We start from the raw sequence: 21,580 nt of genomic DNA on the forward strand, positions 1-21,580 counted from the left end.
TCAGGTGCGCCGCCGCCGTACGCGACGGAGCAGTCGGATCACCGCGGCCACCGCCCCGTGGCGCAAGGCGCTCTGCGCATCGCGAACGGCCGCGTTCCAGCCCGCGTCGGAGTAGGTCGGGTAGGCGTGCATGACGCCTGCGAGTGCGCGCACCGTGAGGCCGAGCGACACCGCCGTCGACAGCTCGCCCAGCGATTCGCCGGCCCTCGGTCCCACGATCGTGGCGCCGACCACGCGTCCCTTCCGGTCGACGGCGAGACGGGTGAAGCCGGCTGTGAGGTTCTCGGCGATCGCTCGGTCGAGGTCGTCGTGCCCGGTCTCGACCACGCGCAGCCCCGCGCTTTCGCCGACTGCGGTCGACACTCCCACCGCGGCGACCTCGGGGGAGGTGAACGTGACGCGCGGGACATCGTCGAGACGGATGCGTCGCGTCAAGCCGAGCACGGCATTTGTCGCGGCGACGCTGGCGAACATCCCCGCCGTGTGGGTGAAGCGCGGCAGGGGAGTGGCGTCACCGGCGGCGCGGATGCGCGGGTTGCTCGTGGCGAGAGTGCGATCGACCCGGATCGCTCCCGAGTCGTCGACCTCGACGCCCGCGGCATCCAGGCCCAATCCGGTGGTGTCGACGCGGCGTCCGAGCGCGGCCAGCACGCGGTCGGCGATCACGGTGGTGCCGTCGCTGAGACGGGCGAGCGTCCGTCCGCCCGTGTGCTCGGCCGTCTCGACGGTCGTGCCGACGCGCACCTCGACACCGTCGGCCCGGAGAGCGGCCATCACGAGAGCACTCGCCGCGGGATCCTCCTTCGGCAGCACGCGCTCCCCCCGGTGGACGAGGGTCACCCGGCTCCCCAGACGCGCCATCGCCTGGGCGATCTCGCATCCGACGGCGCCCGCACCGATGACCATCAACGTCTCGGGGAGCTCCGTGAGATCCCACAACGTCTCGTTGGTGAGCAGGTCGTCGATCCCCGGCGGAACCATCGGAGAACTGCCGGTGGCGATGAGCGCGTCTCGGAAGCGGATGCCGACACCCTCGACCACCACCGACCGATGTCCGTCGAACCGAGCGCGGCCGCGCAGAGTGTGCACGCCCGTCTCCGCAAGCGTCTCGGGGGAGTCGACGGGTTCGATCTCGGCGATCGCCTGCTTCACGTGCGCCATTACCGCGGGGAAGTCGACACGCACCTCGCCCGCGTGCACGCCCAGTCGCGCGGCCGCTCGCGCATCGTGCGCCGCGTCGGCGGCCGCGATGAGCGCCTTGGAGGGCACGCAGCCCGTGTAGAGGCACTCCCCGCCGAAGCCGGATGCCTCGATCAGCAGCACCCGCGCCCCGAGCGCCGCCGCGGTGCGGGCTCCCACCAGACCGGCGCTGCCCGCGCCCACGACGACGAGATCCCACTCGACGCGGCCCGCCTCCGCCGAGGTCAGCGGACGGGCACGTCGAGGGGGCGAAGAGGTCATGCTCGAAGCCTAGGGTGGGGGAGAGAGGGGGTGGGGCGATGACGACACCACTGCGTCGCTACGGCGTGGGCGCTCGATGGTACGACGTGCTGTCGGGGGAGCGATGGGTGTACGGGGCGGGCCGTGAGGCCGGCATCCGCCTTCTGGACCTTCACCCCGGAGACGTCGTGATCGACCTCGGATGCGGCACGGGTCTGAACTTCGCCGGTCTCGTGGCCGCCGTCGGGCCGACGGGTCGCGTGATCGGCATCGATCGCAGCGCCGACATGCTGGCCGTCGCGCGCCGTCGTGTCTCCGCCGCGGGGTGGGACGCGGTCGTGACGCTCCTGGCAGCCGACGCCGCCACCGTCGACCCCCGCGAGATCCTCGCCGCGACCGGCGGACGGGGAGCGGATGCCGTGTTCTCCACCTATGCGCTCAGCGTGATCCCGCATCGAGATGAGGCGTGGCGTCGCGCGTGCGCCGCCGTGCGGCCGGGCGGACGCGCCGGCATCGTCGACATGCAGCGACCGCGGGGCCGGTGGCGACTGCTCGAACCCCTCGCTCTTCTCGCCTGCGCGACCGGGGGTGCCGACATCGACGCGCACCCGTGGCATCTGCTCGAACGCGACGCGGCCGACCCGCGCGAAATCGGCAGGGCCGAGCGCAAGGGCGGTCATCTGGTGGCCGTGGCCGCCGACCTCGCCGACCGGGTCACCCTCGGCGCGGATTCGGCGTGAGGGGCCCGTCATGAACCCGCCGTCGTCTTCGTCGGGGCCTCGGGTCGCGGCGTCGGGCTCCGGTGCCGTCATCGTGGCCCAGCTCCTTCTGCGGACCGCCTCGGCCGCCGGGGCGCTCGCGCTGGGGTCGTACTTCGTCGATCTCTCGCGGCAGGGCACGTCGGTGGGGGCACTGCTGCTGGGAATTCTGTCGGCCGTCAGCTTTCTGGCGGAGCTCGTGCTCGCGCCGGTCGCCGGATCGGCGAGCGATCGGCGCGGGCGCCGGGTCTTCCTCATCGCAGCCCCGCTCCTCGCGGCCGGCGGCGTCCTGTTGACCCCCGGAGCCTCGGTGCTGGCGGCGGTTCCCCCGCTCGCGTTGGTCGTGGTGATCGTCGGCAGCTCGCGACTGCTCGACGGCGCGGGCGCCGCGATTTCGGCCCCCGCGACACTCGGGCTTCTGGCTGACGCCACCGACGGCGACCGGCGGCGTCGCGGGCGGCTGACGAGCCTCTACGAATTGTCCTCGTCGGGCGGAATCGCCCTCGGAGCCGTGGCGGGCCCGTTGCTCTACGGCGCGCTCGGTCTCTGGACGTTCGTCGCCCTGGCCGTCGTGTACGTCGCGACCGCCATTCTCGTCTTCGCTCGTGTTCGTCCCGCGGCCGCGCTCACGCAACCCGCCTCGCGCGTCTCGCTCCGCGAACGGGTGGGGGTCCTGGCCCAGCCTCGGCTCCTCGCGTTCCTTCCGGCATGGATCGCCGTGAACGCGATCCTCGGAACGTGGGTCACCTCGCAGATCACGTTCGTCCTCGCCGGAGACGTCACCGTCGACGACCAGCTGTTCCCCGGGGCGTTCCGCGGCGATGAGGCGGGACTATCCGCCGTCTTGGGCGTCTACGTGCTGTTCTTCAGCGCCTGCATCGTGTTCTGGGCCTTCTTCATCGGCCGGTTCCCGACGCTTCCCGTGTTGTTCGTCACGGTGGCCGGAGCCATGCTGGCATCCTTCGGATTGCTCCTCGCCAATCACGGAGCGTCCCTCGTGGTCGTCCTTCCGATGGTCGCGGTGGGCGTGTTCCTCGAGGCCGGATTCACGCCCGCCGCCCTCATCCATCTCAGTGAGATCTCGGCGGATCATCGCGACGATCGTGGTCTCATCATGGGCGCGTACTCGGTCGTCGTGGGAGCGGGCTACCTTCTCGGCAACGTGCTCGGGGGAGTTTTCGCCGAGTGGCTGCTCTTCGACGGGCTCGCGCTGCTCACCATCGGCCTCGCCGGTGTCGCCCTGCTCTCCGTCGTCGGCATGTCGGTGACCGAGGCGGCGCTGCGTCGACGAGAGCGAGCCATACCCGGCTGAGATGGTGAGCCGCGGGCTGGTCGAGCCGACGCGTCGTCGAGATCAGCCTGGGATGATGCCGACCGCCGGTGTCATGCCACCGCCCCCACGCCCAGGCCGGCGTGTCCGTGAAGGATGCGACGCAGCTCTCTCAGGGCGGTTCGCGTGCGGGATTTCACCGTCCCCAGGGGCTGGCCGAGGCGGGCCGCGATCTGCGACTGCGTGAGGCCGGCGGTGTAGGCCAGCTCCACACAGAGCCGCTGATCGGGGGAGAGCTGAGCCAGAGCGGCGTGAAGGTGCGCGCGTTCGAGGTAGTGGTCGACGGCATCCGAGGCCACGTCGGCGTCCCAGACGAGAGCTCTCGATCCCACGTGCCGGTCCCGGTCGTGAGACGCCTGCGTCGCCCTCACGCAGTCGACGGCTCGGCGATACGCGATCGTGCTGATCCACGCCTGCAGGCTGCCCTTCGAGGCGACGAATCTCGACGCGTTCTGCCAGACGTAGACGTACACCTCTTGGAGCACCTCTTCGGCCAGAGCGCGATTCACGACCACCCGGAGCACCACTCCGAACACCCGGGCGGAGGTGAGGTCGTACAGCTGGGCGAACGCTGCGCGATCGCCCTCTGCGACGGCGGCCGCCAGAGCGCTCAGGGTGTCGACGGCGTGATCATCGACGTCGTCGGTGTGCGGAGCGCGAGCGGCCATGAGGTGATGCTGACAGATAATCTCAGCGGTGAATCAGCACTTGCTTGCGCCGTTGGAGTATGCATCTGAATGAAGTCTGGTTCACCTGGGTCGGAGCCGACTGCAGCGGTCGGTCGCCGTCGTTTTAGGTGCGCCGATAATGCACATTATGTCAGTTTGTTCCGGTGGCCGTCGGTTCCGAAAGGTGTGGTCGCCTCCCCTGCGAGCGGGACCGGCGCGACTCGGGCCCGGCGGTAGCGTGCCCATCCGTCCCCCTCGGGTGCGTCCCACTGAAAGCTGGCACCCGCGCGGTTCAGTAGATCGTGCTCGTCCTTCGTCACCCAGCACTTCTGCGTCAGAGTGTCGAGGATGCGCAGCAGATGCTCCGGTGACGTCGCCGGCCCGTCGGCAATCGGCCCCCGGTGGCTGTTCGAACGAGGATCCGCTTGATAGGGGTCGACGATCTCGATCACGATCCGCTTGATCGGAATCACGTGCTCGACGACTCGCTCGCTGACGGGAAGTCGCAGGGCGTCGCTCGTGGCGAAGGTGACCCGATATCCGTCGTCCAATCCGCTGAGCATCTGCCGTAGCCGACTCGGATAGCCGGCAGACCCCTTCGACCACAAACGCCCTCCCGACCTGAGGAATGGGCGCACCTCGGATTCGATGAATTCGAAGACGCCCGTCGCTATTCGCAGGCGACGGTCATTGCCGGGCGAAGTAGTCATCCCGTGAGTCTCCCACCGCTTTCGGCGTGATGCGCTGAGCCCGGTGTCATCTCGATCGCGATGGGGTGCGCCCCCGCTTGGCGGACACTCCCCCGTTCAGGCGTGCGAACGCGTGTGCCGCGCTCAGTTGCGATTCAAGCCATACCGCACCGAGTCGAGTGCGTTTTTGAAATGGCTTTCGGCCGCATTGATCTCCCGGGTGGGAGTCGCGGGATCGAACACTCGCAGGAGGGAGAAGCGGAAGCTGGACGGGTCCAGCCGCTTGAGCTCGATGTTGCCCCCGTGTCCGTTCGTCGCGTACGCGTGCCATCGCTGTCGGATGCTCTCCTCGCCGTCCGCCTTGCCGATGTAGTGGCGACCGTCACGGGTGTGCGTGATGAGGTAGATGCCGAGCACGGAGGACAAGGCCGTGCGCCACGACGCGTACCGCGGTTCATGCATCACCGCCTTCAGCTGTGCGTGGTTGAGGATGAGTCGATCGAAGCCGGGAAACGGGATGGGTTCCGCGTCGGCGATGCCGGCGACGGGGTAGGTGCTCGCCGTCGTCGCGTTCATCCGCCAGGTTCGCGGCGACCGCCAGCCGAGGACGAGGCGGCCCCGGAGTTCGTCCATGTGGTCGGTCTCGACGATGTCGAATGTCCGCACGGCCTCATTGCGGGAGATCTCCCCACGGTTTTCGACGACCCCCCACAGTCGCGCCTGATCACCGCCCTCCCGGAGGAAGACGATCCAAAGGGGCGGCGGCACCGTCGGAAATCTTCGCGGATCCGACGACTGCGTCGCGGTATAGGCGAGGATCTCGGCGTGAGTGGAATCAGCGTGCAGACCGGTCAGGCCGCTTTCTTCGGGCTCCGTGACGAAAGCATGACGGATGACGAGCGCTCGTGTCTCGTCGATGCCGGCGTCGAGCAACAGCGGACCTAACGTCAAAGGCATTCGTTCAGCATTCCCCGCGAATTCGACCGGCATCACAGACGGTAGCTTCTCTGCCGGGCATTGCGTCGCGAATCCGTGAAGCCCGCGGTTCTTCCCGGGCGGCTCGGTCAAGGGCATTTCCGTCCTCGTGGTGGATGTTCACAGCGGCATCCCGTCACTGCTTCCGTCCGCTTCGAGCGTGAAAAACAGGAAAGCGAGGAAGCGCCGAGTCTCGACGGCCTTCGGCGGCAACAGATCGACCGGTGTGTCCGGTGAGACTCCGGGCTCGTCGATCGCGGTGATCCGGAATCCCGCCGCACTGAACGCCGCGGGCATCGCGCTCAGCGGTCGGTACCAGATCGTCAATGTCGCCGAGACGCCGTCGAAGTCGTACTCCTCGTCGTTCGGGACGGTCGAGAAGTAGTCGATCTCGGGGTACATCACCGGGGGGATCACCGGGTGATTGACCACCACGATCAGGCGACCGCCGGGCTTCAGCACTCGGCGCAACTCGGCCAGCGGCCCCGCCCAGTCCTCGAGGTAGTGCAGCACCAGCACGGCCAGGGCATCGTCGAAGGTGCTGCTCTCGTACGGGAGGGGCTCGGTGAGATCGGCGACCCGCAGGTCGGCGTCGGCACCCAGACGATCGCGGGCGAGCCGGATCATCTGCGCACTCGCGTCGAAGCCGACGACCTCGGCGCCCCTCTCCCCCAAGTCGGCCAGCAATGGTCCGGAGCCGCATCCGGCGTCGAGGATGCGTCGTCCGCTCACGTCGCCGAGCAGGTCGAGCACGGCCGGCCGCGCGTACCACCGGTTGAACAGGCCGTTCTCGTTCGCACGCGCATACGCCTCGGCGAACGCGTCGTAGTGATCCGCAGGCTGCGCCGTCGCTCCTGATGCCGGGGACATGGGGGTCACTCTGACAGCCCCCGGTCGCGATCGCACGGATCGCAACAGCATCGTTAGGCGGGGCGCATGCCCGACGACGAAGCCGGCGCACCCGCGAACCCCTTCCCCGGCACTCGTTCGCGCGAGCAGGATGGGCGTGTGCGTGACATCGAGTTCGTCGAGGGTTCCCAGGTCGAGATCGCCTACGAGCGCTACGGCTCGCGGGAGGGATGGCCTGTGGTCCTCACCCACGGCTTCCCCTACGACCCGCGGTGTTACGACGAGGTCGCCGCGCAACTCGCGTCGGCGGGCGCGCACGTCGTCCTGCCGTTCATGAGGGGCTACGGATCGACTCGGTACCTGTCCCCCTTGATCCACAGATCCGGACAACAGGCGGCATTCGCCTCCGACCTCCGCGACCTCATCGTCGGTTTGAGACTCGAACGGCCCATCGTGGGCGGCTTCGACTGGGGCGGACGAGCATCGTGCGTCGCCTCGATGCTGTGGCCCGAGATGATCGGGGGCCTCGTGACGGTCGGAGGGTACAACGTGCACGACATCGCCGCGATGGCGACGACTCCTTCCCCGCCCGATGAGGAGAGTCGCAACTGGTATCAGTGGTACTTCCACAGTGAAAGAGGCCGCCGCGGTCTCGACCTGTACCGCTCCGAGCTCACTCGACAGCTGTGGCGTGAATGGTCCCCGACCTGGGCCGCGCCCGATGGGGCATTCGAGCGCACCCGACCCTCGTTCGACAATTCCGACTTCGTGGCGACCGTGGTGCACTCCTACCGACATCGTTACGGTCTGGCGATCGGCGATCCGGCGCACGAAGCCAGCGAAACACTGATCGCGCGTCAACCGCCGATCATCGTCCCGACGGTGGTGATCGATGCGACCGCCGATCCGCTCGACGCCCCCCTGCCGGAACGCGTGCATCGAGAACACTTCCCTGATCTGGTGGGGTACCAGCGCGTCGACGTCGGACACGACGTTCCTCAGGAGGCGCCCGAGTCGTTCGTCACCGCCGTCCGGGCACTCCACGAGCGCGCAACGGACTCGGCATCCGGAATCGTCCCGGACTGACGTGAGCAGGGCTTCCCGGCATCCGGATGCCGGCTCCCCACCATTCCGTCCCGTTCTCGCGCATCGGCACCCCGAGCCACGGTCGGACCCGCATGGTTAGGCTGGCCGCATGCCCGACGACGACGATGCGACGCAGGAGGAACGCGCGCTGCGCGCCCTGGCGAACATCCACGCGGGCGCCGACATCACCGACGAGGCGATGCGCTTGTCGAACGACTACACCGACCGTCAGACGCGCCGGGTCAAGGCGTGGTTCGCCCGGATCACCGGTCGTGCCTGAACAGCGACCTGCACCTTCGGGCGAGGTGAACTGACCAGATGCAGCCTTCTCGCGTCCACATCCTGGGTGGCAGCGGCAGTGGAACGACCACGTTGGGCCATGCGCTGGCCTCACGTTGGGCGGTGCCGCACGTGGACGCCGACGACTACTTCTGGGTGCCCACCACTCCCCCGTTCACGCGGAAGAGAGGCGAGGCGGAGCGGGTGGCGCTGATGCGCCGGATCTTCGTGGGGCGGCCCGCGTGGGTGCTGTCGGGCTCGATGCTCGGGTGGGGAGAGTCGGTCGTCGCGGAGTGCGACGCGATCGTCTTCATCGCGCTCGATCCCACGGAGAGGCTCCGCCGGCTCGAAGCCCGTGAGGTCGGTCGACGCGGGGGCCTTCCCCACGACGACGACGCCTGGCACGAGTTCAGGGCCTGGGCTGCGGGCTACGACGATCCCGGGTTCGACGGCCGCAGTCGCGCCCGGCATGATCTGTGGCTGTCGACGGTCGACAAGCCCGTCCTGAGACTCGACAGTGGGTCGACGGTAACGGAGTTGGTGGATGCCGTGTGCTCGTGGGAGCCGGCGGTGAGGCCGTCTTAGCGGCCCGTCGCCTCGACGTCGACGAGCCACCCTCTGCGCGCGCGCTCACGCCGGTCGGTGGGCTCCGGCGTGCAGCTCGTCACTCCCCCGGACGCACCCAGCCCGCCGTCACACCGAGCACGCGCGAGCCGTCGAGATCGGCGAGCGAGAGCCCCGCGAAGCGCACCGCGGCCTCGGAGGTCTGCCAACGGAACCGCGGAGCCGAGGTCGTCGCGGCCTCCACGACCGTCTTCGCGGCGTCTTCCGCCGACTGCGCCGACGCGAACGAGGTCGCCGCGCGGTCGAGGTACGCCTGCTGCTGCTCCGCGTACGGGCCGGCGGGTGCGCGGTGCACCGAGTCGGTGAACGACGAGGCGACGGCGGCGGGCTCGACGATCGACACGTCGATGCCGAACGGCGCCACGACCGGGGCGAGGGACTGCATGAGCCCCTCGACGGCGAACTTCGCGCCGCAGTAGGCGTCGGCGAACGGCTGGCCCACGGCTCCCCCGACGCTCGTCACGGTCACGATGCGTCCGCTCCCCCGCTCGCGCATCCCGGGGAGGACGAGGCGGGTCAGGCGTGCGACCGAGAGGTAGTTCGTCTCGAGCTGCTCCTGCAGGTCGTCGTCGCTCATCTGTTCGAGCGTGCCCACGGCGCCGCGACCGGCGTTGTTGACGAGGATGTCGACGGGACCCACCGCCTCGACCAGGGCCCGAGCCGCCGCGGCATCCGTCACATCCAGGGCCCGGATGTCGAGCTCGACACCGGCGTCGGATGCCGCGGAGCGCAGGGCATCGGCGCGCGCGGTGTCGCGCACCGTGGCGATCACCGTCACCCCCTGCTGCGCGAGCTGGATGGCCGTGTGCAGGCCGATGCCGCTGGTGGTTCCGGTGACGATCGCGAGAGTCATGTGCTCAGTCTGCTCCTCGAACCCATGGGCGCGGTGTGCGGGGTTCGCCCAGCGAGCGCTGCCAGAGTGATCGCGTGGGGGATGACGAAGGGACGCCGGTCTCCGCTCAGCGTGCGCCTATGGTGCGGCGTCGGACGGTGGTCGCGGCGAGCGTGTCCTACCTGCTGCTCATCGCGCTGGTCGCCGTCGTCTGGCCGATTTCGCTCGACAGCGCGGGCGCGCGTGAGGTCGTGATCGGTCCGTGGACCGGCGAGGTCATCGTTACCGGCAGCATCGGGGCAGCCATCGTGTCGCTCGCGGTGATCGTGTTCGCCGTGCCCGCGCGGAGGTGGTGGTGGATGCTCCTGGGCCCACTTCGCGCCATCGCACTCGTGGCGACGGTGCTGGGAGGCCTCGCTTTCTCTCTGACGGACGAACCGGTGACCCCGATCGTCGCCAACGGATGCGAGACCGGGTACGTCGTGACCGAGCGCGCGTTCCTTTTCGGGGCCTCCGGCAGCGTTCGTCGGCTCGACGGCCCGATCGGGACGTCGGTCGGTCGCACCGAGGTGGACGACGGTCACATGCCCTTCGACCAAGGGTCGTACATCGCGGTCACCGACGGTTACACCCTCCGTGTCTGGAACACCTTCCAGAGCGCGACGGAACGACTCAGCGTCGCCTCGGCGCCGTCGTTCGTCCTTCCGCGGCTCGTGACCGACACGGACTGCGGTCTCACAGGCGGGTTGGCCGCCGAGGAAGACACTCCCCCGCCGCCGCGTGCCGCCGTCGAACCGGCTGAGGGCCCCGCCCCCTCCCCGGCGACGGACGCGCGGGTCGAACTCGCCCGCATGGTGCAGCTGACCCTCGAGGCCGCGGGCGCGCCGGTGACGGATGCCGCAGGAGGTGCGGTGACCGCGCCCGCGGCATCCGACCTCGCCTGCGACGGGACCACCGCGTACGACCTCGCCATCCGCACCGACGACAACGCCTCCTCCTACGCCGCGATCCTCGACGCATGGAGCGCCGAGGGCTACTCCGCCGACCGCGCGATGCAGGAAGACCTGCGGTACAACGGCACGGTGAGTCTCTCGGCCCGCGATCGCTCGACGATCGACGGGATGCTGCACTTCTCGCTGACGGCGGAGTGCCGCACGCCCTGAGGGCTCAGCCGCCCGGCGCGAGCTCGACCCACCCGCCGCCGAACTTCGGCTCGCGACCGTCTCCCGACGAGGTGCCGCTCAACCGCCGCCGCACCCACGGAGCCACGTGCTCGCGGTAGTAGGCGGTGCCCTTCAGCCGCTCGATCTCGGGGATCTCGCGCAGGTGCCACCAGTCGGTCGGCGGGGTGAGACCGACCGATGAGATCACGCGCGCCGCGACGCGGTGGTGCCCGCGCGCGTTCATGTGCAGCCGATCGACCGACCAGAACGCCCCGCCGGCGAGCTCGCGGTCGAACCAGTTGTAGGCCGTGATGACGTCGGGGCGCGAGGCGAGTCGATCTTCGACGGCGTGCGACAGGCGGTCGCCGCGCGCCTGCACGACCCGCCCGAGCGGCAGGCCCGCCGAGGGGTTCGCGCCCGAGAGCACGATGAGCTGCACGCCCTCTTCGTCGCAGCGGCGCACGACGTGATCGAACACGTCGACGATGCGCTCGATGCCGGTGCGCGGGCGCAGCATGTCGTTGCCGCCCCCGTTGAACGACAGGTGCGTGGGCTTCAACGCCAGCGCCGGTTCGAGCTGCTGGTCGACGATGGGTTTCACGAGCTTGCCGCGGATCGCCAGATTCGCGTACTGGATCGGCTCGCCCGTGGCATCCGCCCACCCCTGCGCAGCCAGGTCGGCCCACCCTCGCACGGTGCCGTCGGGCAGTTCGTCGCCGACTCCTTCGGTGAACGAATCGCCGATCGCGACGTAGCGCACGGATGCCATGGCTCGAGCCTAAACCGGAGCGGGCCGGGTGCCGCTCCGTGCGGGGACGCGACCTTCGCCAGCGCGCGCCCGCGCAGGAACAGCGCCGCCCAGATCTGGACGCGCGACCTACGCCAGAGCGCGCCCGCGCTGCTCGCGCAGGAACAGCGCCGCCACCACGGCGACGGCGAAGAAGCCGGCGAACACGACGAAGAGCAGGGGTGCTCCCCCGAAACTCAGCAGCGGCGGCACGGCCAACGGCGCGAGGATCGACGCGATGCGCCCCACTCCTGCGGCCCATCCCGAGCCGGTCGCCCGCAGCGACGTCGGATACGTCTCGGGCGTCGCGGCATACAGCGCGCCCCACGCGCCGAGGTTGAAGAACGACAGCGCCATGCCGGCGGCGATCACGGCGACTTCTCCGGATGCCGTGCCGAAGAACACCGCCGACACCGCCGACCCGGCAAGGAACACCGCGAGCGTCGGGCGGCGCCCCCACGCCTCGATGAGCCACGCGGCGACGGCGTAGCCGGGGAGCTGCGCGAGTGTGATGATCAGCGTGAAGCCGAACGAACGGACGAGGTCGTAGCCCTGGCTCACGAGGATCGTCGGAATCCAGATGAACGCGCCGTAGTACGAGAAGTTCACGCAGAACCACAGCACCCACAGGCTCGCCGTGCGCATCCGCAGCGCCGGGGCCCACAGGGCGCTCACCCGCGGGCGCGGAGCGGGGGCGGATGCCGTGACCCCCTCCGTCGAGGGCTCGAGCGACACGCGCCCGGCGGCGGCCTCGAGGTCGCGCACGATCGCGACGGCTTCGGTGTTGCGTCCGCGCGACGCCAGCCATCGCGGGGATTCGGGCAGGCCCCAGCGAACGACGAGGGCGTAGACCGCGGGGATCGCGCCGAGCGCGAACGCCCAGCGCCAGCCGTCGGCCGACGACGGCACGACGAGATAGCCGATGAGGGCGGCGGCGGTCCAGCCCACCGCCCAGAACGCCTCGAGGAAGACGATGAGGCGACCCCGCATGCGGGCGGGCGCGAACTCGCTCACGTAGGTCGAGGCGACAGGCAGCTCGGCGCCCAGGCCGAGGCCCACGACGAAGCGCAGCACGAGTAGGGCGGCGAGACCGCCCACCAGAGCGCTTGCCCCGGTCGCGACGCCGTAGACGAGCAGGGTCAGCGCGAAGACGTGACGCCGACCGAACCGATCGGCGAGCAGTCCGCCGAGGCTCGCGCCGATCGCCATGCCCGCGAAGCCGGCCGAGGCGATCCACGACGCCTCGGTCGGTGCGAGCCGCCACTGCACGCTCAGCGCGGCGATGACGAACGAGATGAGCCCGACGTCCATGGCGTCGAGGGCCCAGCCCAGTCCCGACCCACCCAGGATCCGCCCGTGCCGCCGCGTGAACGGCAGTGCATCGAGGCGTTCGGACACCCGGATGGTGTCGGTGGTCGTGCTCACCGGATGCCGAAGGCGCTGGCGGGCGTCTGAGTCGGTGTGTCGGCGAGCATGTCGTGGACGAGGGGCAGCACCTTCGTACCGTACAACTCGATGCTCGACATCAGCTTGTCGTGCGAGATGGAGCCGCTGGCGAACTTCAGCTGGAAGCGCGAGTTGCCGAGCGCCCGCACGGTCGCGGCGATCTTGGTGGCGACCGTCTCGGGCGATCCGATGTACATCGACCCCTCGGGCCCGACGTCGTGCTGGAAGCGCATGCGGTTGTACTCGGGCCAGCCGCGCTCGCGGCCGATCGTGTTGTTGAGCTCGGCGACGCCCTCGAACGCCTCTTCCCAGGCCTGCTGGTCGGTCTCGGCGACGTGGCCGGGCGAGTGCACCGAGATGGGCATCTGCGGCTTGCCGAGCTCGTCGAGCGAGCGGCGGTACAGGTCGGCGTAGGGCCGGAAGCGCGCGGCCGATCCGCCGATGATCGCGAGGACGAGTCCGTAGCCGTAGCGCGCCGTGCGCACCACCGACTCGGGAGAACCGCCGACGCCGACCCACGCCTTGAGCCCGTTCTCGGTCTTGGGGTACACATCGGCATCCTGCAGCGAAGCGCGCGTGCGACCCGACCAGGTGACGGGCTTCTCGTCGCGCAGCAGCGAGAACAGCTCGAGCTTCTCTTCGAAGAGCTGCTCGTAGTCGGCGAGGTCGTAGCCGAACAGCGGGAACGACTCGATGAACGAGCCGCGCCCGAGGATGACCTCGGCCCGGCCGTTCGAGACGGCGTCCAGCGTCGCGAAGCGCTCGTACACGCGCACCGGGTCGTCGCTCGAGAGCACCGTCACGGCGCTGCCGAGGTGGATGTTCTCGGTGCGGGCGGCCGCGGCGGCCAGCACCATTTCGGGGCTCGTGACCGCGAAGTCCTTGCGGTGGTGCTCCCCCACGCCGAAGAACGACAGCCCGACCTGGTCGGCCAGCACCGCCTGTTCCACGACGTTGCGGATGGTCTGCGCGTCGGATTGCAGCGACCCGTCGGGGCCGCGCGAGATGTCTCCGAAGGTGTCGAGGCCGAGCTCGAGGGGGCGAACGTCCATGAGGTCTCCTTGCATTCGGATGAATGAACTTTACGCGGGCGCCGGGTATTCCCCGAAACCGGCGAGGGGCGCCACCGTGGTGACGCCCCTCGAGGAGATCAAGCGGAGGCCAGAGCCGCGCGCAGCGTGTCGAGCCCCACGCCGCCGATGTCGAGCGCGCGCGTGTGGAACTGCTTCATCGAGAAGTCGGCGCCGTGGCGCTCCTGCTCCTCGTCGCGCACCTGCTCCCAGATGCGCTGGCCGACCTTGTACGACGGCGCCTGTCCGGGCCAGCCGAGGTAGCGGTTGACCTCGAAGCGCACGAACTCCTCGCTCATGTTGACGTTCTTCAGCATGAACGCGAGCGCGTAGTCGTGGTCCCAGGTGCCGGTGCCGTCGAGGCGGGGCTTCTGCAGGTGCACGCCGATGTCGAGCACGACGCGCGCAGCGCGCATGCGCTGGCCGTCGAGCATGCCCAGGCGGTCGGCCGGGTCGTCGAGGTAGCCGAGCTGCTCCATGAGGCGCTCGGCGTAGAGTGCCCAGCCCTCGGCGTGGCCGCTCGTGCCGGCGAGCAGGCGGCGCCACGAGTTGAGCGCGGCGCGGTTGTGCACGGCCTGGGCGATTTGCAGGTGGTGGCCCGGAACGCCCTCGTGGTAGACCGTCGTCAGCTCGCGCCAGGTGTCGAACGTGTCGACGCCCTCGGGCACCGACCACCACATGCGACCCGGGCGCGAGAAGTCGTCGGTGGGGCCGGTGTAGTAGATGCCGCCTTCGTTGGTCGGGGCGATCATGCACTCGAGGTGGCGGATCGGCTCGGCGATGTCGAAGTGCGTGCGGCCGAGCTCTTCGACGGCCTTGTCGCTCGTGCGCTGCATCCACTCCCGCAGGGCCTTGGTGCCGCGGAGCTTGCGCGACTCGTCCTTCTCGAGGAACGCCACCGCCTCTTCAACCGTGGAGCCCGGCAGGATCTCGTTCGCGATGGCCTCCTGCTCGGCGACCATGCGCGCGAGCTCTTCGACACCCCACTCGTACGTCTCGTCGAGGTCGACCTCCGCGCCGAGGAAGTGACGCGACTGCAGGGCGTACACCTCGCGACCGACGGCGTCGACCTCTCCCGCGGCCGGCGCGAGCTCCTTCGACAGGAACGATGCGAGGCTGTCGTAGGCCACCCGCGCCGCGTTGGAGTTCGCGGCGAGGTCGCGCGCGAGCGACGCCGGAAGCTGCCCCTCCTCGGGGGCGGCGTCTCCGACGAACTCGGCGAAGAAGCCCGTGTCGGAGGTGTAGCGAGCGATCTGGGTCACGACCTCGCTCACCTGGCGGCGCGCCGGGACGACGCCCTCGGCGATGCCCTGACGCAGCGTCGCGACGTAGCCGTCGATGGCCGCCGGCAGCGCCTTCATGCGGTCGGAGATCGTCGACCAGTCGTCGACCGTCGCGGTGGGCATGAGGTCGAAGGTCGAGCGGATGTCTTGCGCGGGCGAGGCGATGACGTTCAGGTCGCGCAGGTGGGTCTTGGCCTCGTGCTGCTCGATCATGAGGTCGAGCTCACGCACGAGGTCCATCTTGGTGACCGTGTCGATCGCGTCGGTCGCCTCCGCCGCCTCGAGCGCGGACTTCGTCGAGCGCGCCTCCGACACGAGGGCTTCCGCGCCCGCGGGGCTGTAGTCGCCGAAGCGACCGTTGTGCTCGAAGCGGCCGATGTAGGTCGCGAGCGTCGGGTCCTTCTCCGCCAGGGTGTCGACCCACGCGTCCGCGATCGTGTCGATCGGCGTGGGGGTGCGTTGTGCGTCAGTCATCTTCCGAGCCTAGGCAAGGCGCGCCGCGCGCGCACGCCCCCTCGGGCGGTTCCGGATGCCAGCGCTCGCCCCACCCGCACGTGTCGGCCACGTCGCGGTGGACCGTTCCGGATGCGGCGCCCCGGTGCGACCACGCGCAGCGCGGCCCCGCGTCGCCGGTGGTTCCGGATGCCGCGCCCCGGGCTCAGCGGCGGGGCGCGGCAACCGCGGGTGCTAGTGCCCGGCCTCGTCCCAATCGCCGCCGCGGCCGATCTGCACGTCGAGCGGAACCGACAGGTCGGCGGCGTCGGCCATGCGCGCGCGCACGATCTTCTCGACGTCGTCCCACTCCCCCGCCGCGACTTCGACCACGAGTTCGTCGTGGATCTGCAGCAGCACGCGCGAGCGCAGGTCGGCGTCGGCGAGATCGCGCTGGATGTGGAACAGCGCAACCTTCATGATGTCGGCGGCGCTGCCCTGGATGGGGGCGTTGAGCGCGGCGCGCTCGGCGTTCTCGCGCAGCACGCGGTTCATGCTCGTGAGGTCGGGGAACGGCCGGCGTCGACCGAAGATCGTCTCGGTGTAGCCGTCTTGGCGAGCTTGCTCGACGGACCCGCGCAGGTAGTCGCGCACGGCGCCGAAGCGGGCGAAGTACTCGAGCATGAGCTTCTTGGCCTCGGACTGCTCGATGCGCAGCTGCTTCGACAGGCCGAACGCCGACAGGCCGTAGACCAGGCCGTACGACATCGCCTTGACCTTGGTGCGCATGGCCGGGGTGACCTCGGCCGGCTCGACGCCGAAGACGCGCGCGCCGACGAAGCGGTGCAGGTCTTCGCCCGAGTTGAAGGCCTCGATGAGCCCGGGGTCACCCGACAGGTGCGCCATGATGCGCATCTCGATCTGCGAGTAGTCGGCGGTGAGGAGCGTCTCGTAGCCCTCGCCCACGACGAACGCCGCGCGGATGCGACGGCTCTCTTCGGTGCGGATCGGGATGTTCTGCAGGTTCGGGTCGGTGCTCGACAGGCGCCCGGTCTGGCTGCCGGTCTGCACATAGGTGGTGTGAATGCGCCCGTCGGCACCGGTGGCCGTATCGAGCGCATCGATGATCTGCTTCAGCTTCGTCGCCTCGCGGTGGCGCAGCAGCAGGTCGAGGAAGGGATGCGGCGCGCTCTCTTGCAGGTCGGCGAGGGCCGCGGCATCCGTCGTGTATCCGCTCTTGGTCTTGCGGGTCTTCGGCAGCTGCAGCTCGTCGAACAGCACCTCCTGCAGCTGCTTCGGAGAACCGAGGTTGACCTCGTGACCGATCGCGGCGTAGGCGTCGCGCGCGAGCGCATCGGCGCGGGCGCCGAGCTCGGTCGAGAAGCTCGAGAGCTTCTCGTGCGAGACCGCGACACCGGCGAGCTCCATGTCGGCGAGGGCGGTGAGCGTGGGCAGTTCGATGTCGTCGAGCACGCTCGCGACCGTCTCGGGCATGTCGGCGCGCTGCGCCTCGGCGACGCGGCGCGTGAACCACGACAGCTGGCTGGGGGTCGCGCCCTCGGTCTCGGGAACCAACTGCGTGGGGTCGGCGACCGGCAGCTTCTCGTCGAGCATGCGCTCCACGAGGTCGCCGAGCGTCTTGTCGGGGAAGCTCGGGCGCACGAGCCACCCGGCGAGGATCACGTCGAACGCCACGCCGGCCACCGTCACGCCGTCGCGGGCGAGCGCCTTGATCTGGGGCTTCGCGTCGGCGAAGACCTTGGGGGCGTCGGATGCCAGCCACTCGGCCAGCGCGTCGCGCACCGCCGGCGTCCACTCGGCCTCGACCGCGGCGTCGGCCGAGGCGAGTCCGATCGCGGTGGGCGCGCCGTCGGCCAGCGTCACGGTGACCCCGACCTCGCCGGTGGCCGCCGCGGCCCACTCCGCGAGGGCAGCGGCATCGAGCTGCGCGGGCGTCGGAGCGGTCGCGGTGGGACGCTGCTCTTCGACGATGCCCGCGTCGCCGCCGAGCGCGTCGAACACGCGCGGCAACAGCGTGCGGAATTCGAGGCGAGCGAAGATGTCGCGGACGGCCTGGGCGTCGAGCGGGTGCATCTTCAGCTCGCCGGGGCCGACGGGGAGCTCGACGTCGCGCAGCAGACGGTTGAGCGAGCGGTTGCGGCGCACGCCGTCGATGTGCTCGCGCAGGTTGTTGCCCACCACGCCGGTGATCTTGTCGGCGTTCTCGAGCAGGGCATCGAGTGAGCCCCACTGGGTCAGCCACTTCACGGCGGTCTTCTCGCCGACCTTGGGCACGCCCGGCAGGTTGTCGCTCGTCTCGCCGACGAGGGCGGCGATCTCGGGGTACTGCGCGGGCGGCAGGCCGTACTTCTCGATGACGGCCTCGGTGTCGTAGCGCTTGAGCTGCGAGACGCCCTGCACATTGGGGTACAGCAGCGTGACGTCGTCGGTCACGAGCTGGATCGTGTCGCGATCACCCGAGCAGATCAGCACCGTGAAGCCCTGCTCCTCGCCCTGGGTGGCGAGGGTCGCGAGGATGTCGTCGGCCTCGAAATCCTCCTTGGTCAGCACCGGAACGCCCATCGCGCGCAGGCAGTCCTGCAGCAGCGGGATCTGCCCCTTGAACTCCGCGGGCGACTCGCTGCGGTTCGCCTTGTACTCGGCGTACTCGCGCGTGCGGAACGACTGCCGCGACGTGTCGAACGCCACGGCGAGATGAGTGGGCTTCTCGGCCTTCACGAGGTTCACGAACATCGACAGGAACCCGTAGATGCCGTTGGTGTGCTGGCCGTCCTTCGTCGAGAAGTTGTCGACCGGCAACGCGTAGAACGCCCGATAGGCCAGCGAGTGGCCGTCGACGACGAGGAGAGTAGGCTTTTCGGCATCCGTCACCCCTCCAGCGTAACGAGAACCACGGACACTCCCCCGGCCCGGCCCGATCGAAGGCGATGATGACCTCCACGACCCCTGACACGTCCGCCGGCCTCGACTGGGCGAAGCAGCGCGGAATGGGCGCCCTCGCCGAGAAGATGGGCATCGAATGGGTCGAGTTCACCGTCGACCGCTGCGTCGCCACCATGCCCGTCAAGGGCAACACCCAGCCCGTCGGCCTGCTGCACGGCGGGGCATACGTGGTGCTCGGCGAATCGCTCGGCTCGATGGCGGCGAACCTCTTCGCCGGTTCGGGGCGTCTGGCGGTCGGCATCGACATCAACGCCACGCACACCCGCTCGGCCACCTCGGGCATCGTCACGGGCGTCTGCACCCCGATCCACCTCGGCCGCTCGCTCACCGTGCACGAGATCGCGGTGTCCGACGAGCAGGGCCGCCGATGCTCGACGATCCGCATCACGAACCTCATCAAGGACGCCCCCGCGCGCTGATGGCGGGTGGAGGGCCCTGAGACTGTCGAAGGGTCGGGGTTTTGCGAGTGTCCGGTGGCTTCGACGGGCTCAGCCACCTGTGTCGCGAGGGCCCGCGCGTGACCGGTGGCTTCGACAGGCTCAGCCACCTGGTGCCGCGGATCACCGGGGCGAAACGACGAATGGATGCCACCGAAGTGGCATCCATTCCGTGTCAGAGAGCGTCAGGCCTTCTTGGGGGCCAGCTGCTCGATGATCGCCTTGGCGACGTCCTGCATGGTGAGGCGGCGGTCCATCGACGCCTTCTGGATCCAGCGGAAGGCCTCGGGCTCGCTCAGGCCCATCTTCTCGTTGAGCAGGCCCTTGGCCCGGTCGACGAGCTTGCGGGTCTCGAAGCGCTCGACCATGTCGGCGACCTCGGCCTCGAGCGTGATGATCTGCTCGTAGCGGGCCAGCGCGATCTCGATCGCCGGCAGCAGGTCGTTGGGCGTGAAGGGCTTGACCACGTAGGCCAGGGCGCCGGCCTCGCTCGCGCGCTCGACCAGCTCTTTCTGGCTGAACGCGGTGAGCAGCACCACGGGGGCGATGTGGTTCTTGCTGAGCTTCTCGGCGGCGCTGATGCCGTCGAGCTGCGGCATCTTGACGTCCATGATGACGAGGTCGGGGCGCAGTTCGGTGGCCAGCTGGACGGCGGTCTCGCCGTCGCCCGCTTCGCCCACGACGTCGTAGCCGTTGTCGCGGAGGATCTCGACGATGTCGAGGCGGATGAGCGACTCGTCTTCCGCGACGACGACGCGGCGGGGTGCGGTCGGGGCGGTAGCCGGAGCGGCTTCTTGATCAGTCACGGGACCATCCTAGAACGACGAATGCGGACAACCCCGGTCTCGACCGGGATGTGGGAAAGCGTGCCGGTGGTGGGACTCGAACCCACACGTCTTGCGACAAAGCATTTTGAGTGCTCCGCGTCTGCCATTCCGCCACACCGGCAGGTGTTGCGTTCCCAACTTACCGGGGGGAACGCGACGACGCGCGCCGGAGAACCGGCGCGCGTCGTCGGAGGGTCAGACCTCCTGGTAACCGGGAGCCGCACCGTGCACGGCGTCGCCCACGCGGTGCACGCGCAGGTCGTTGGTCGAGCCCGCGATTCCGGGAGGGGAACCCGAGATCACGACCACCTTGTCGCCGACCTTGGCCAGGTCGTGCGAGAGCAGGTAGTCGTCGACCTGCAGGAACATCTTGTCGGTGTGCGACACGTGCTCGACCAGGGTCGAGCGCACGCCCCACGTCAGCGCCAGGCGGCGGCGGATGCCGGGCTCGGGCGTGAACGCGATCATGGGGATCGTCGAACGCAGGCGCGACATGCGACGGGCCGAGTCGCCCGACTCGGTGAAGACGCAGAGGTACTTGGCCTCGACGAAGTCGGCGACCTCGACGGCGGCGAGGGTGATGGCGCCACCCTGCGTGCGGGGCTTGTTGGTCAGGGGCGCGATGCGCTCCAGGCCGTGCTCCTCGGTCGACTCGACGATGCGGGCCATCGTCTCGACGACGACGACCGGGTAGTCGCCGACGCTGGTCTCGCCCGAGAGCATCACGGCATCCGCGCCATCGAGCACGGCGTTGGCGACGTCGCTGGTCTCGGCGCGCGTGGGCACCGGGCTGTTGATCATCGACTCGAGCATCTGCGTCGCCACGATGACGGGCTTGGCCATGCGACGGGCGAGCTCGACCGCGCGCTTCTGCACGATCGGCACGGCCTCGAGCGGCAGCTCGACGCCGAGGTCGCCGCGGGCGACCATGATGCCGTCGAAGGCGTCGATGATCTCTTCGAGGTTGTCGACCGCCTGCGGCTTCTCGATCTTGGCGATGACGGGCACGTAGCGTCCCTCTTCGGCCATGATCTCGTGCACGCGCTCGATGTCCTTCGCGTCGCGCACGAACGACAGCGCGATGAGGTCGGCACCGGCGTTCAGACCCCAGCGGAGGTCGGCTTCGTCCTTCTCGCTCAGGGCAGGGACGTTGACGGCGACGCCGGGCAGGTTGATGCCCTTGTTGTTCGAGACCGGACCGCCCACGACGACGCGGGTGGTGACGACGGTGCCGTCGGTCTCGACGACCTCGACGCGCACCTTTCCGTCATCGATCAGCAGGAAGTCGCCGGGGCGGACGTCCTGGGGCAGACCCTTGAAGGTCGTGCCGACGATCTCTTTTGTGCCGAGGATGTCTTCGACGGTGATCTTGAAGATGTCGCCGGGCAGCAGGTCGTGGGGACCGTTCTCGAACTTGCCGAGGCGGATCTTCGGACCCTGCAGGTCGACGAGGGCGGCGACCGGGCGACCGGCGTCCTCCGCGGCCTTGCGCACATTGGCGAAGTTGGCGTCGTGCACGGAGTAATCTCCGTGGCTCAAGTTGAGGCGGGCGACGTCCACCCCGGCGTCGATGATGGCGCGAACCATCTCATACGACGACGTGGCGGGCCCGAGTGTTGCGACGATCTTGGCGCGTCTCAT

The 21,580-nt window shown here is 69.5% G+C and carries 20 protein-coding genes and 1 tRNA gene; 7 read left to right on the forward strand and 14 right to left on the reverse strand.

Annotated elements, in window-relative coordinates; translation table 11 throughout:
* Positions 1–1,461 (reverse strand): NAD(P)/FAD-dependent oxidoreductase, encoded by a 1,461-nt coding sequence (locus tag FS769_RS10990; RefSeq protein ID WP_144833363.1) that lies wholly within the window; start codon positions 1,459–1,461, stop codon positions 1–3.
* 38 nt (positions 1,462–1,499) lie between these two features.
* Here FS769_RS10990 and FS769_RS10995 point away from each other — a divergent pair, with 38 nt between their 5' ends.
* Together FS769_RS10995 and FS769_RS11000 are read left to right on the forward strand one after the other, a co-directional pair.
* Positions 1,500–2,180 (forward strand): methyltransferase domain-containing protein, encoded by a 681-nt coding sequence (locus FS769_RS10995; protein WP_144833365.1) that lies wholly within the window; start codon positions 1,500–1,502, stop codon positions 2,178–2,180.
* A gap of 10 nt (positions 2,181–2,190) precedes the next feature.
* Positions 2,191–3,510: an MFS transporter gene (locus FS769_RS11000; protein WP_144833367.1), complete on the forward strand. Its 1,320-nt coding sequence runs from the start codon at positions 2,191–2,193 to the stop codon at positions 3,508–3,510.
* A 71-nt stretch (positions 3,511–3,581) separates the two neighbouring features.
* On the opposite strand, the gene FS769_RS11005 is transcribed toward FS769_RS11000, so the two are convergent.
* The 4 genes from FS769_RS11005 to FS769_RS11020 form a co-directional block, all read right to left on the reverse strand.
* Positions 3,582–4,196: a sigma-70 family RNA polymerase sigma factor gene (locus FS769_RS11005; RefSeq protein ID WP_144833369.1), complete on the reverse strand. Its 615-nt coding sequence runs from the start codon at positions 4,194–4,196 to the stop codon at positions 3,582–3,584.
* A gap of 146 nt (positions 4,197–4,342) precedes the next feature.
* On the reverse strand, positions 4,343–4,906 hold the full coding sequence (locus FS769_RS11010; protein WP_144833371.1) for a hypothetical protein: 564 nt from the start codon (positions 4,904–4,906) through the stop codon (positions 4,343–4,345).
* Positions 4,907–5,029: 123 nt separating this feature from the next.
* Complete coding sequence (locus tag FS769_RS11015; protein ID WP_260979748.1) at positions 5,030–5,875, reverse strand: GIY-YIG nuclease family protein; 846 nt, start codon at positions 5,873–5,875, stop codon at positions 5,030–5,032.
* Positions 5,876–5,980: 105 nt separating this feature from the next.
* Positions 5,981–6,730: a class I SAM-dependent methyltransferase gene (locus FS769_RS11020; RefSeq protein ID WP_144833372.1), complete on the reverse strand. Its 750-nt coding sequence runs from the start codon at positions 6,728–6,730 to the stop codon at positions 5,981–5,983.
* Positions 6,731–6,796: 66 nt separating this feature from the next.
* Here FS769_RS11020 and FS769_RS11025 point away from each other — a divergent pair, with 66 nt between their 5' ends.
* From FS769_RS11025 to FS769_RS11030, 3 genes are all read left to right on the forward strand, one after another.
* Entirely contained in the window at positions 6,797–7,795 is a 999-nt protein-coding gene (locus FS769_RS11025; protein ID WP_144833374.1) for an alpha/beta fold hydrolase, read from the forward strand.
* Between the two features lie 109 nt (positions 7,796–7,904).
* On the forward strand, positions 7,905–8,075 hold the full coding sequence (locus FS769_RS16860; RefSeq protein WP_186325520.1) for a hypothetical protein: 171 nt from the start codon (positions 7,905–7,907) through the stop codon (positions 8,073–8,075).
* 38 nt (positions 8,076–8,113) lie between these two features.
* The gene (locus tag FS769_RS11030) at positions 8,114–8,659 is read left to right on the forward strand and encodes a hypothetical protein (RefSeq protein ID WP_144833376.1); all 546 of its coding nucleotides are present in this window, start codon (positions 8,114–8,116) and stop codon (positions 8,657–8,659) included.
* Positions 8,660–8,738: 79 nt separating this feature from the next.
* Here FS769_RS11030 and FS769_RS11035 read toward each other — a convergent pair whose 3' ends face one another.
* Positions 8,739–9,551, reverse strand: coding sequence for an SDR family oxidoreductase (locus FS769_RS11035; RefSeq protein ID WP_144833378.1), 813 nt, complete (start codon positions 9,549–9,551; stop codon positions 8,739–8,741).
* A gap of 119 nt (positions 9,552–9,670) precedes the next feature.
* On the opposite strand from FS769_RS11035, the gene FS769_RS11040 reads away from it, so the two are divergent.
* On the forward strand, positions 9,671–10,693 hold the full coding sequence (locus FS769_RS11040; RefSeq protein WP_144833380.1) for a hypothetical protein: 1,023 nt from the start codon (positions 9,671–9,673) through the stop codon (positions 10,691–10,693).
* Positions 10,694–10,697: 4 nt separating this feature from the next.
* Here the strand turns inward: FS769_RS11040 and FS769_RS11045 are convergent, their stop codons facing one another.
* The 5 genes from FS769_RS11045 to polA all read right to left on the reverse strand — a co-directional run bounded on the left by FS769_RS11045 (position 10,698) and on the right by polA (position 18,603).
* Entirely contained in the window at positions 10,698–11,462 is a 765-nt protein-coding gene (locus FS769_RS11045; protein ID WP_186325521.1) for an SGNH/GDSL hydrolase family protein, read from the reverse strand.
* Between the two features lie 108 nt (positions 11,463–11,570).
* The gene (locus tag FS769_RS11050; RefSeq protein ID WP_144833382.1) at positions 11,571–12,905 is read right to left on the reverse strand and encodes an MFS transporter; all 1,335 of its coding nucleotides are present in this window, start codon (positions 12,903–12,905) and stop codon (positions 11,571–11,573) included.
* Positions 12,902–13,978 carry an LLM class flavin-dependent oxidoreductase gene (locus tag FS769_RS11055; protein ID WP_144833384.1) on the reverse strand — a complete coding sequence of 359 codons (1,077 nt, stop codon included), beginning with the start codon at positions 13,976–13,978 and terminating at the stop codon, positions 12,902–12,904. Before FS769_RS11055 ends, FS769_RS11050 begins: the two co-directional genes overlap by 4 nt.
* A 98-nt stretch (positions 13,979–14,076) precedes the next feature.
* Positions 14,077–15,753: a DUF885 domain-containing protein gene (locus FS769_RS11060; protein WP_144833387.1), complete on the reverse strand. Its 1,677-nt coding sequence runs from the start codon at positions 15,751–15,753 to the stop codon at positions 14,077–14,079.
* 213 nt (positions 15,754–15,966) lie between these two features.
* Positions 15,967–18,603 (reverse strand): DNA polymerase I, encoded by a 2,637-nt coding sequence (polA, locus tag FS769_RS11065; RefSeq protein ID WP_144833389.1) that lies wholly within the window; start codon positions 18,601–18,603, stop codon positions 15,967–15,969.
* Between the two features lie 59 nt (positions 18,604–18,662).
* Here polA and FS769_RS11070 point away from each other — a divergent pair, with 59 nt between their 5' ends.
* Positions 18,663–19,094 (forward strand): hotdog fold thioesterase, encoded by a 432-nt coding sequence (locus FS769_RS11070; protein ID WP_144833391.1) that lies wholly within the window; start codon positions 18,663–18,665, stop codon positions 19,092–19,094.
* A gap of 203 nt (positions 19,095–19,297) precedes the next feature.
* Here the strand turns inward: FS769_RS11070 and FS769_RS11075 are convergent, their stop codons facing one another.
* The 3 genes from FS769_RS11075 to pyk all read right to left on the reverse strand — a co-directional run bounded on the left by FS769_RS11075 (position 19,298) and on the right by pyk (position 21,580).
* Entirely contained in the window at positions 19,298–19,918 is a 621-nt protein-coding gene (locus FS769_RS11075) for an ANTAR domain-containing response regulator (protein ID WP_144833393.1), read from the reverse strand.
* 61 nt (positions 19,919–19,979) lie between these two features.
* Positions 19,980–20,060 (reverse strand) — tRNA-Leu (locus FS769_RS11080).
* Between the two features lie 74 nt (positions 20,061–20,134).
* Positions 20,135–21,580 (reverse strand): pyruvate kinase, encoded by a 1,446-nt coding sequence (pyk, locus tag FS769_RS11085; RefSeq protein WP_144833395.1) that lies wholly within the window; start codon positions 21,578–21,580, stop codon positions 20,135–20,137.

Origin of the sequence: Microbacterium sp. BH-3-3-3, assembly GCF_007679045.1 — a bacterium.
Lineage (GTDB): Bacteria > Actinomycetota > Actinomycetes > Actinomycetales > Microbacteriaceae > Microbacterium > Microbacterium algihabitans.

Bases quoted from the DNA above. Each gene is read 5' to 3' on its own strand.
- FS769_RS11015 (WP_260979748.1), bottom strand. From the start codon at position 5,875: ATGCCGGTCGAATTCGCGGGGAATGCTGAACGAATGCCTTTGACGTTA.
- FS769_RS16860 (WP_186325520.1), top strand. From the start codon at position 7,905: ATGCCCGACGACGACGATGCGACGCAGGAGGAACGCGCGCTGCGCGCC.
- FS769_RS11055 (WP_144833384.1), bottom strand. From the start codon at position 13,978: ATGGACGTTCGCCCCCTCGAGCTCGGCCTCGACACCTTCGGAGACATC.
- FS769_RS11045 (WP_186325521.1), bottom strand. From the start codon at position 11,462: ATGGCATCCGTGCGCTACGTCGCGATCGGCGATTCGTTCACCGAAGGA.
- FS769_RS11010 (WP_144833371.1), bottom strand. From the start codon at position 4,906: ATGACTACTTCGCCCGGCAATGACCGTCGCCTGCGAATAGCGACGGGC.
- FS769_RS11035 (WP_144833378.1), bottom strand. From the start codon at position 9,551: ATGACTCTCGCGATCGTCACCGGAACCACCAGCGGCATCGGCCTGCAC.
- FS769_RS10990 (WP_144833363.1), bottom strand. From the start codon at position 1,461: ATGACCTCTTCGCCCCCTCGACGTGCCCGTCCGCTGACCTCGGCGGAG.
- FS769_RS11030 (WP_144833376.1), top strand. From the start codon at position 8,114: ATGCAGCCTTCTCGCGTCCACATCCTGGGTGGCAGCGGCAGTGGAACG.
- FS769_RS11005 (WP_144833369.1), bottom strand. From the start codon at position 4,196: ATGGCCGCTCGCGCTCCGCACACCGACGACGTCGATGATCACGCCGTC.
- pyk (WP_144833395.1), bottom strand. From the start codon at position 21,580: ATGAGACGCGCCAAGATCGTCGCAACACTCGGGCCCGCCACGTCGTCG.
- FS769_RS11000 (WP_144833367.1), top strand. From the start codon at position 2,191: ATGAACCCGCCGTCGTCTTCGTCGGGGCCTCGGGTCGCGGCGTCGGGC.
- FS769_RS11025 (WP_144833374.1), top strand. From the start codon at position 6,797: ATGCCCGACGACGAAGCCGGCGCACCCGCGAACCCCTTCCCCGGCACT.
- FS769_RS11040 (WP_144833380.1), top strand. From the start codon at position 9,671: ATGGTGCGGCGTCGGACGGTGGTCGCGGCGAGCGTGTCCTACCTGCTG.
- FS769_RS10995 (WP_144833365.1), top strand. From the start codon at position 1,500: ATGACGACACCACTGCGTCGCTACGGCGTGGGCGCTCGATGGTACGAC.
- FS769_RS11070 (WP_144833391.1), top strand. From the start codon at position 18,663: ATGACCTCCACGACCCCTGACACGTCCGCCGGCCTCGACTGGGCGAAG.
- FS769_RS11020 (WP_144833372.1), bottom strand. From the start codon at position 6,730: ATGTCCCCGGCATCAGGAGCGACGGCGCAGCCTGCGGATCACTACGAC.
- FS769_RS11060 (WP_144833387.1), bottom strand. From the start codon at position 15,753: ATGACTGACGCACAACGCACCCCCACGCCGATCGACACGATCGCGGAC.